Here is an 8,879-nt window from a genome sequence, read left to right on the forward strand (position 1 = left end):
CCCAGATCGCTGGGCGCGCGGGCCGGGGCATTAAGAACGGCACCTTCGGTGTGACAGGCGAGGCTGCTCCTCTTACGGATGATGTTGCCCGGGCGATTATGGATCATCGCTTCACGCCGCAGAAAAAACTCGTCTGGCGCAATTCAGCGCTGCAGTTCGGCAGCACGGACCGTCTGATTGCGTCGCTGGAGGTGTCCCCGGAGCACGAGATGCTGGTTCGTGCCCGCGAGGCGGATGATCTTGGCGCACTCAGAGCTCTGTCGCAGGTGCCGGAGATCATGGCGCGCTGCACCGACGGGACATCTGTGCGGCTTTTGTGGGACGTCTGCCGCATTCCTGATTTCCGCGGGATCAGCCACGCGGAACACGCGAGCCTTCTGGAAGCGATTTTTAACTATTTGCACGAGCGCGGACAGATCCCCGATGACTGGCTTGCGCGACAAATCAAACGGATCGACCGAACCGATGGCGACATTGATGCGTTATCCAAACGACTGGCTTTTATCAGGACGTGGACATATGTCGCGCAACGCAAGGGCTGGACAGATGATGAAAGTCATTGGCGTGACGAGGCGCGTTCTGTAGAAGACCGATTGTCGGATGCGCTGCACGAGCGTCTGACCCAAAGATTTGTAGACCGGCGCACATCCGTGCTTTTGCGCCGGCTCGGCCAGAAGGAAGCCATGGTGGCAGATGTATCAAATACCGGTGATGTAACCGTAGAAGGCGAATTTGTTGGACGGCTGGAAGGGTTCCGGTTCAGTCAGGACAAAGGCGGCGCGCCGGCGGAAACCAAAACGATCAAGACCGCGGCGCTTCAGGCGCTGGTCCCGCAGTTTCATCTGCGCGCGGACCGGTTTTACAACGCGCCCGACACTGAGATTGACTTTACCGAACAGGGTGGCCTGATGTGGGGCAAAGATGCCGTCGGCAAGCTTGTCGCCGGCGCAGACCTGCTCAAGCCGCAGGTTGAGGTGTTTGTGGATGACGTGGCCGGCCCCGAGGTCGCGCAGAAGGTGCAGCGCCGGTTGCAGCATTTCATCGACCGCAAGATCGCCAGCCTTTTTGAGCCGCTGATGAACCTCAGCCGGGACGAGACGCTGACCGGTCTTGCCCGCGGTTTTGCATTCCGCATGGTCGAGGCGCTGGGGGTCATTCCGCGTGCCGAGGTTGCCGAGGATGTCAAAGCGCTGGATCAGGATGCGCGCGGTGCTTTGCGCAAACATGGTATCCGCTTTGGTCAGTTCACGATCTTCCTGCCACTGTTGCTGAAGCCCGCGCCGACGCGGCTGCGGCTGGTTCTGTGGTCACTGGGCAAGGGCCTCGGCGAATTTCCCGAAGCGCCGCCCCCCGGGCTGGTCACGATCCCGGTCGATCCCGCGGCTCCCGCGGGCGCTGATACAATGTCCGGCTACCGGATTGCCGGAGAGCGCGCGATCCGCATCGACATGCTGGAACGGCTGGCGGATATGCTGCGGGCAGAGAATTCACGCGCCGGTTTTGAGGCAAAGGCAGATATGCTGTCGATCACCGGTATGACGCTGGAGCAGTTTGCCGATCTGATGCAGGGGCTTGGCTACAAAGCTGAAAAAGGCGAGCGTGAAAAAGTGAAGCCCGCGGATGCAGCCGTCGCTGAAGCGACGGATGGCGCACCTGCCACACCGGATATGCCGGTTATGGATGTGGGCAGTGCAGAGCCAGCCGAACGGCTGACCGTGGAGAGCGCAGAGCCCGGTGATCCGCCTGCCGTTACGGACCCCGGGCCCGGAGCGGATGCCCCGGCCGATGATGAAGCTCAGCCTGCCGAACATGCCGGGCGGCCGCTCGCTGCCGACGCGGTACCGCTTGCGCTGGTCGCAGACGAGGCGCCGGCGGACACCATTGAAACGGATGCCGGGCCTGCGGTCGATGAGGTGCCTTCGCATGAGACGCCTCCCGGTACCGCACCCGATGCGGGGGTCAGCGCGCAGGAAACAGAAGTATTTTACACATTTACCTGGGGTCGCGCGAACCGCGGAGCAGGGCAGAGCGCGCGCCGGGCCGGGAGCCGTCCGCAGGGCAAAGGCAAACCGCAGGGTAAAGGGAAGCGTGGTGGTTCGCGCCCGGGTGGCAAAAACGACGGTGCACAGAAATTTTCTGCCCGTCCGCCAAAGCCCGAGAAAAAGATCGACCCCGACAACCCCTTCGCAGCGGCGCTTATGGGGCTGAAGGACAACAAGTAATTGGCGGAAAAGCTGCGGCTCGATAAATGGCTCTGGCACGCCCGGTTCTTTAAGACACGGTCGCTGGCAGCCAACAGGGTCACCGCAGGCGACGTCCGGGTGAACGGCACCCGGATTGAAAAGCGCAGTTTCACGGTTACGCCGGGCGATGTGCTGACCTTTGCGCAGGGCGATGCAATCCGGGTTGTCCGTGTGGAGGCGCCGGGAACGAGACGGGGGCCGGCGCATGAAGCGCAGACCCTTTATACCGATCTTTCCCCGCCAGAGCGCCGTGCACGGAAAACTGCTCCTGAAAATCCGGCATTTGAGGGAAAAGGTCGCCCGACAAAGCGCGATCGCCGCAAGCTCGATCTTTCTAAGGCGCGATCCCTTGAATGATCGGGGCGGCTGATTTAGCTACCGGGCATCGCGTTCTGAAAAGATGGTCTTATGACATATATCGTTAACGACAGCTGCATCGCCTGCAAATACACCGACTGTGTCGAGGTCTGCCCGGTGGACTGTTTTTACGAAGGCGAAAATATGCTCGTTATCCACCCGGACGAATGCATCGACTGCGGCGTCTGTGAGCCGGAATGCCCGGCGGATGCGATCCGTCCGGACACCGAACCGGATATGGAAAAATGGGTCGAGTTCAACCGTAAGTATTCAGAACTCTGGCCGGTTATCATCACCAAAAAAGACCCCTTGCCCGAGGCAGATGAGCGGGACGGGGAAAGCGGAAAGCTGGAGAAATATTTCTCAGAGGCACCCGGCGAAGGCGGCTGAGGCTCATCTTGCATGATTCGTGAACATTTCTGCGGGTGTTTCGGCAAATAAACGCCTTTTTTTACTGACAATTCCGGTGGCTTACGCAGGGGCAGCTTTTTTGACGCGCGTTTATGTGTTATATTACTTCCGTAACAACAGACGGATGTCTTTTTTACCTGCCTGCAGGCTATGCGCGCAGGAACCTGAAAACCGGCAATTACACACCTGCGCGCGTGGCTGATGGCCCCCGCTGAGTGTGCTTTTGACTGTCGCAAGAGCAGGGCATACGGATGTGGATTGAGGAAAACTGAATGACAAAATCGAAAAAACTTGATTTCCGGCCCAACGAATTCGTCGTCTACCCCGCCCATGGTGTGGGTCAGATCCTGTCGATCGAAGAACAGGAAGTGGCCGGCATCAAGCTGGAACTTTTCGTGATCTCTTTCGAAAAAGACAAGATGACGCTGCGGGTGCCGACGCATAAAGCGACGGAGATCGGGATGCGTGCGCTGAGCTCGCCTGATGTGATCACCCATGCGATGAAGACGCTCAAGGGCAAAGCCAAGGTGAAACGCGCAATGTGGTCGCGCCGCGCTCAGGAGTATGAGCAAAAGATCAACTCCGGCGACCTGATTGCCATCGCAGAGGTCGTGCGTGACCTGCACCGTACCGATGATCAGCGCGAGCAGAGCTATTCCGAACGGCAGCTGTATGAAGCGGCACTCGAGCGGCTTACCCGTGAAGTCGCTGCGGTAAGCGGTGGCGACGAACTCGCCGCATCGCGGCAGGTGGGTGATGTTCTCGACAGCCGCGTCGCTGCCTGAACTGCATCCCGTATCTGAACAGACTGAAACGCCCTGCCTTTGCGGTGGGGCGTTTTTTCGTGCTCAGGTCAGTGTTGCTGCAAGGGTCATCAGGATAGTAAGCTCGCCAAGCTGCTGAACTGTTCCGAGCACATCCCCGGTCTGCCCGCCGATTTTGGATCGGGCGATCACGGATACGGTGCCGGTGACACCGAGCGCCAGGATAAAGGCGGCCACCGCCGGCGCGCCTGACAGAATTACCGCGACGATCAGACCGGCCATCAGCGCCGCGAGACTCACAGTGCCGTCAGGGCGGCCGACACTGTGTGACAGGCCGGAGGCACGTGCATGGGGCAGGGCTGACATCACCAGAGGCATAAGCCCGCGCGACAGGGCTGCGGCTGCGATGACCGGTGCCGCCCCGAGAGGGATCAGTGCCGTCAGCGCCGCCCACCGCATGCCCGTCACGATGATCAGCGCAAGAGTGCCGTAGCTGCCGATCTGGCTGTCTTTCATGATGTCGAGCCGGTGCTGCGCATCCCGTCCGCCCCAGAAACCATCAGCCACATCTGCCAGTCCGTCTTCGTGCAGCGCGCAGGTCATCACCATCTGGGTTGCCAGCACGGCTCCGGACGCCACGGGCGCAGGCAGCCCTGCCGCATAAAGACCTGCCCCCAGAAGCCCGGCGGGCAGCCCGACCACGATGCCGGCAATCGGATAGGCCCAGACAGCGCGCGCGCTCTGCCCGAAGGCCGCAGCCGGCAACTGCGGAAGGGGCAGGCGGGTCAGCAGGGTCAGTGCCAGAAGCATCTGCGTGACCGGAGCGGGTAGATTGTCGGTTTTCATCTGCGGGCGGCCTTTTCCCGGCTTGCTGCGAGGTCTGCAATGGGTAAACAGGAGCAACCAGTCATGCAACCCGGGGGCCCGTGAATGACCGCAGAATTCAATGATATGGCGGGCTTTCGTGCTTTGCTGGAACAGCAGCCGGAGACCGACAGCGGTGCACGTGACGCAGCGGCTGAGCGCAACGGGCAGCTGACCAAACCCCCGGGCGCGCTGGGGCGGCTGGAAGATCTGGCGATCTGGTATGCCGGCTGGCGCGGGACGGCAACGCCTTCTGTGACCGTGCCGCAGGTGATCGTCTTTGCCGGCAACCACGGGGTTGCGGCGCGCGGGGTTTCCGCATTTCCGCCGGAAGTGACCGCGCAGATGGTCGCGAATTTTGAGCATGGCGGGGCGGCGATCAACCAGCTTGCCGCGGCGGCAGGTGCAAAGCTTGATGTGCATGCGCTCTCTCTTGAGGATCCGACGGAAGATTTTACGGCCGGTCCTGCACTGTCCGAAGCGGCGCTTTGTGAGGCACTGCGTACCGGCTGGGACGCTGTGGATGAGAGTGCGGATGTGCTTGTTGTCGGAGAGATGGGGATCGGTAATACCACGGCGGCAGCCGCTCTGGCAGCGGCTCTTCTGGGCGGAGAGGCCGGTGAGTGGACCGGTCGCGGCACGGGTGTCGATGATGCCGGTCTGGCCGCAAAGACCCGTGTTGTTGCCGAGGGGCTGAGCCTGCATGCAGGCAAGGGCGACGGTCTTGAAACGCTGCGCCGGCTGGGGGGGCGTGAACTGGCGGCGATGGCAGGTGCAATCGCGCGTGCGCGCAGCCTGCGCGTCCCGGTGATCCTTGACGGGTTTATCTGCAGTGCGGCCGCTCTGACGCTTGAAAAAACCTGCTCGGGGGCGCTCGATCACTGCGTGGCCGGTCATATGAGCGCTGAAGGTGCGCATGGCAAAGTGCTTGCTGCACTGGGCAAAGAGCCGCTTTTGACGCTCGGGCTGCGCCTTGGTGAAGCCTCAGGTGGCGCGCTGGCAATCCCTGTCCTGAAGGCAGCCGTGGCCTGCCTGAGCGGCATGGCCACCTTTGCCGAAGCCGGTGTCTCAGACGGATAATTCCAACTGCGGTACCCGGATCAGTCGTCGTCTTCTTTGTTCTCTCCGCGGCTGAGAAAGGCGGTTTCGAGTTCTTTCTGCAACTCCTTGGCCCGCTGAACATAGGCCGGGTTGTCAGCGGCCGCGACACCGGGTTTCCACAGTTCAGCCAGTTGCCGCACGGAATCCCGGTCGTGGTGGTAGAATATCCTCTCCGCTTCGCTGGCTTCAAACTCGCTCAGTCCCATGTTTTCCAGTACATAGCGTCCGGCCCGCAGGGAGCTGTCAAACATTTCGCGCACGATGTCGTCGGCGCCGGCTTGATAGAGCCGGTAAACATGCGTACGGTCGTGCGCGCGGGCGACAATATGCAGGCCGGGGCGGATTTTGCGGGCATAGGTGACCAGTTTGATCGCAGCCTCCGGATCGTCCAGAGCGACGACAAGCACCCATGCCTCGTTGATACCGGCCGCGCGCAGGATGTCCGGGCGGGTCGGGTCACCCAGGAAGCCCTTGTACCCGAACTGTCGCATCACGGCTATCGTTTCCATATCATGATCGAGAACGACGGTATTAAAGCCGGCCCCCTGCACCAGCCGGTTCACGATCTGACCAAAGCGTCCGACACCCGCGATAATTACAGGTCCCTTCTCGTCGATGGCGTCCTCTTGTTGCTCTTCGTTGGTGTCTGAAATCCTGCTCGACAGGAAATCGTGAAGCATAAACAGCAAAGGCGTAATCAGCATTGAGAGCGCGATGACCAGCAGCAGCGTTTCAGCCACATCCCGCGGAATGACCCCGTTGGATACGGAAAAGCTGACTAGCACAAAGCCGAATTCGCCGGCCTGAGCAAGCCCGAGAGAAAAGAGCCACTGGTCCCGTCCGCGCAGCCCGAAAGCCCGCCCGAGAATATAAAGGATCAGCCCTTTCACGAAAATAACCAACAACGCCATGGCGACGATCGCAGGAGCATCCGCGAAGAGCAGCGTGAAGTTTATGCCTGCACCCACGGTGATGAAAAAGAGGCCGAGCAGCAAACCTTTGAAGGGTTCAAGGTCGGTCTCAAGCTCGTGGCGGAACTCGGAGTTTGCCAGAACGACACCGGCCAGAAACGCGCCGAGGGCAGGCGAGAGGCCCACGAGGGTCATCAGAAAGGAGATCCCGACCACGATCATGAGCGCCAGGGCCGTGTACATCTCGCGCAGACGTGCGGCGTGGATGTAGCGGAACAGCGGTCGCGTGAGGAATATGCCGGCAATGATGACTGCCGCGATTGCCGCAATGGTGACGAGGGTCACACCCCATGCGGGAAGGCCCTCGACAAGGGAAAGCGAGTGGTGCGCATCGCCGTGACCGTGGTCGTCACTTCCGATCTGAATGGAGCCGTCGGGCTCCATCGTCACCGGCAACGTCACGACAAGCAGAGGCAAAAACGCGAGCATCGGGATGACCGCGATGTCCTGGGTCAGCAGCACCGAGAAGATGGAGCGTCCGCCGTTGGTCTGCATAAGCCCCTTTTCGGACAGGGTTTGCAGCACGATCGCCGTCGAACTGAGCGAGAGCGTCAGACCGATTGCGAGAGCGACCCCCCAGGGCTGGTCATATGCCATGGCAATCAGCATGATCGCCAGCGTGCTGAGACCCACCTGCAGACCGCCAAGACCCAGCAACCTGTGCCGCATGTCCCAGAGGGCGCGCGGTTCAAGCTCAAGACCGATCAGAAAGAGCATCATCACGACGCCGAACTCTGCGACGTGCTGCAGGTCCTGCGTCTCAGAGCCCACAAGGCCGATTAGCGGACCGATGATGATCCCCGCCGCCAGATAGCCAAGCACCGAGCCGAGCCCGAGCCGTGCGGCAATGGGCACTGCGATTACGGCTGCGGCAAGATAGATCGAGGCCTGGTAGAGAAAGCCTTCCATGCGGCGTGGTCTCCCGGAGCATTGGTTTCAGGTGGGCAGAGGTCCGTCCTGTTTCAGCTGGTCCATGACAATCTGACTGTGCACCCGCGCGACAGCGGGGTGGGCAAGCAGAACATCGTGGATCAGAGCATTCAGAGCGGGAAGATCTGCGCAATAGACACGCAGAAGATAATCAGCATCCCCGGTCATTGTCCATGCGCTCGTAATTTCGGGGCGGGTATTTACCAGCCGGGCGAAACTGCGCGACTGATCCGCCCCATGCGTACCCAGATGAACCTGCACAAAGCCCTGCACGTGCAGGCCCAGATGCGCCGGATCAAGACGTGCGATATAGGCCTGGACAAAGCCTTCGGCCTCCAGCCGCTGGCGGCGACGGCCGGCCTGGCTGGGGGACAGGTTCAGTATATCCCCCAGTTGTTGCGCGGTCAGATGCGCATTTTTCTGAAGGGCCGCAAGAAGGCGCGTGTCGGTTTCGTCAATCATGATGCGGTGCAATCCCGGTATTGTCGCCCATTATGCGCGGATCCCGCGTGATAATCCACTGATACCTGAAACTTTGCGCGAATATTGCAGGGATCCGCCGGTATATTCAGCACAAGAGTATTTTGCCGTTTTTCTCATCATTAAAGGAGCAGCGCACCATGGGCCCTTTCCCGCACGACGCACCCAAGTCGATGATCAGTGACGATAACCCGGTCGGCACCGACGGGTTTGAGTTCATTGAATTTGCACACCCTGAGCCGCAGGAGCTGCGCGATCTGTTTACACGCATGGGCTACAGCCACGTGGCGACACACCGCGAGAAACCAGTGGAGTTGTGGCAGCAGGGAGATATCACCTACATCCTGAACGCTGACCCGGACAGCTTCGCCGCCAGGTTCGTATCGGAGCACGGCCCCTGCGCGCCGTCGATGGGCTGGCGCGTGGTTGATGCGCAAAAGGCTTTTGAACATGCGGTTGCAAAGGGGGCAACGCCCTATGAGGGCCCCGGCAAGGCCCTGGATGTGCCGGCGATTGTCGGGATCGGCGGGTCCCTGATTTATTTTGTGGACCAGTATTACGACACCAGCCCCTATAATGGGGAATTCAACTGGATTGCGCAGTCTAAACCGGCGGGTGTCGGTTTTTATTATATCGACCATCTCACGCACAATGTGCACCGCGGCAATATGGACAAATGGTTCCGCTTTTATGGTGACCTCTTTAATTTCCGCGAGATCCGGTTTTTCGACATTGAAGGCAAATATTCCGGGCTGCTG

8 protein-coding genes and 1 pseudogene are annotated in these 8,879 nt (G+C 60.5%); 6 read left to right on the forward strand and 3 right to left on the reverse strand.

All coding sequences use genetic code 11. From position 1 onward, the window contains the following. The 4 genes from Q0M35_RS15255 to Q0M35_RS15270 form a co-directional block, all read left to right on the forward strand. Positions 1 to 2,222: disulfide oxidoreductase (locus tag Q0M35_RS15255; RefSeq protein ID WP_295316803.1), on the forward strand; the 2,222-nt coding region annotated here is incomplete at its 5' end. Further along, positions 2,223 to 2,600, forward strand: a complete 378-nt coding sequence (locus Q0M35_RS15260) for an RNA-binding S4 domain-containing protein (RefSeq protein ID WP_295316805.1) — start codon at positions 2,223 to 2,225, stop codon at positions 2,598 to 2,600. Between the two features lie 51 nt (positions 2,601 to 2,651). Next, positions 2,652 to 2,990: a ferredoxin FdxA gene (gene fdxA / locus Q0M35_RS15265; protein WP_169639924.1), complete on the forward strand. Its 339-nt coding sequence runs from the start codon at positions 2,652 to 2,654 to the stop codon at positions 2,988 to 2,990. Positions 2,991 to 3,283: 293 nt separating this feature from the next. Further along, the gene (locus Q0M35_RS15270; protein WP_169639925.1) at positions 3,284 to 3,796 is read left to right on the forward strand and encodes a CarD family transcriptional regulator; all 513 of its coding nucleotides are present in this window, start codon (positions 3,284 to 3,286) and stop codon (positions 3,794 to 3,796) included. 63 nt (positions 3,797 to 3,859) lie between these two features. Here the strand turns inward: Q0M35_RS15270 and Q0M35_RS15275 are convergent, their stop codons facing one another. After that, the gene (locus Q0M35_RS15275) at positions 3,860 to 4,621 is read right to left on the reverse strand and encodes an adenosylcobinamide-GDP ribazoletransferase (protein ID WP_295316809.1); all 762 of its coding nucleotides are present in this window, start codon (positions 4,619 to 4,621) and stop codon (positions 3,860 to 3,862) included. An 84-nt stretch (positions 4,622 to 4,705) separates the two neighbouring features. Between Q0M35_RS15275 and cobT the strand changes: the two genes are divergently transcribed. Then, entirely contained in the window at positions 4,706 to 5,719 is a 1,014-nt protein-coding gene (cobT, locus tag Q0M35_RS15280) for a nicotinate-nucleotide--dimethylbenzimidazole phosphoribosyltransferase (protein ID WP_295316811.1), read from the forward strand. A 20-nt stretch (positions 5,720 to 5,739) separates the two neighbouring features. On the opposite strand, the gene Q0M35_RS15285 is transcribed toward cobT, so the two are convergent. Together Q0M35_RS15285 and Q0M35_RS15290 are read right to left on the reverse strand one after the other, a co-directional pair. Then, positions 5,740 to 7,620 carry a monovalent cation:proton antiporter-2 (CPA2) family protein gene (locus Q0M35_RS15285; protein WP_295316813.1) on the reverse strand — a complete coding sequence of 627 codons (1,881 nt, stop codon included), beginning with the start codon at positions 7,618 to 7,620 and terminating at the stop codon, positions 5,740 to 5,742. Positions 7,621 to 7,647: 27 nt separating this feature from the next. Next, positions 7,648 to 8,103: an Lrp/AsnC family transcriptional regulator gene (locus Q0M35_RS15290; protein ID WP_295316815.1), complete on the reverse strand. Its 456-nt coding sequence runs from the start codon at positions 8,101 to 8,103 to the stop codon at positions 7,648 to 7,650. Positions 8,104 to 8,261: 158 nt separating this feature from the next. Here Q0M35_RS15290 and Q0M35_RS15295 point away from each other — a divergent pair. Continuing rightward, positions 8,262 to 8,879: pseudogene (locus Q0M35_RS15295) on the forward strand (4-hydroxyphenylpyruvate dioxygenase); the annotation flags it as partial.

The sequence above is a fragment of the Roseobacter sp. genome (genome assembly GCF_024639605.1).
Taxonomy (GTDB): Bacteria; Pseudomonadota; Alphaproteobacteria; order Rhodobacterales; family Rhodobacteraceae; genus Roseobacter.

What these genes read in the sequence shown, in the direction of transcription:
- fdxA (WP_169639924.1), top strand. Translation starts at nt 2,652, where the DNA reads ATGACATATATCGTTAACGACAGCTGCATCGCCTGCAAATACACCGAC.
- Q0M35_RS15285 (WP_295316813.1), bottom strand. Translation starts at nt 7,620, where the DNA reads ATGGAAGGCTTTCTCTACCAGGCCTCGATCTATCTTGCCGCAGCCGTA.
- Q0M35_RS15290 (WP_295316815.1), bottom strand. Translation starts at nt 8,103, where the DNA reads ATGATTGACGAAACCGACACGCGCCTTCTTGCGGCCCTTCAGAAAAAT.
- Q0M35_RS15270 (WP_169639925.1), top strand. Translation starts at nt 3,284, where the DNA reads ATGACAAAATCGAAAAAACTTGATTTCCGGCCCAACGAATTCGTCGTC.
- Q0M35_RS15275 (WP_295316809.1), bottom strand. Translation starts at nt 4,621, where the DNA reads ATGAAAACCGACAATCTACCCGCTCCGGTCACGCAGATGCTTCTGGCA.
- cobT (WP_295316811.1), top strand. Translation starts at nt 4,706, where the DNA reads ATGACCGCAGAATTCAATGATATGGCGGGCTTTCGTGCTTTGCTGGAA.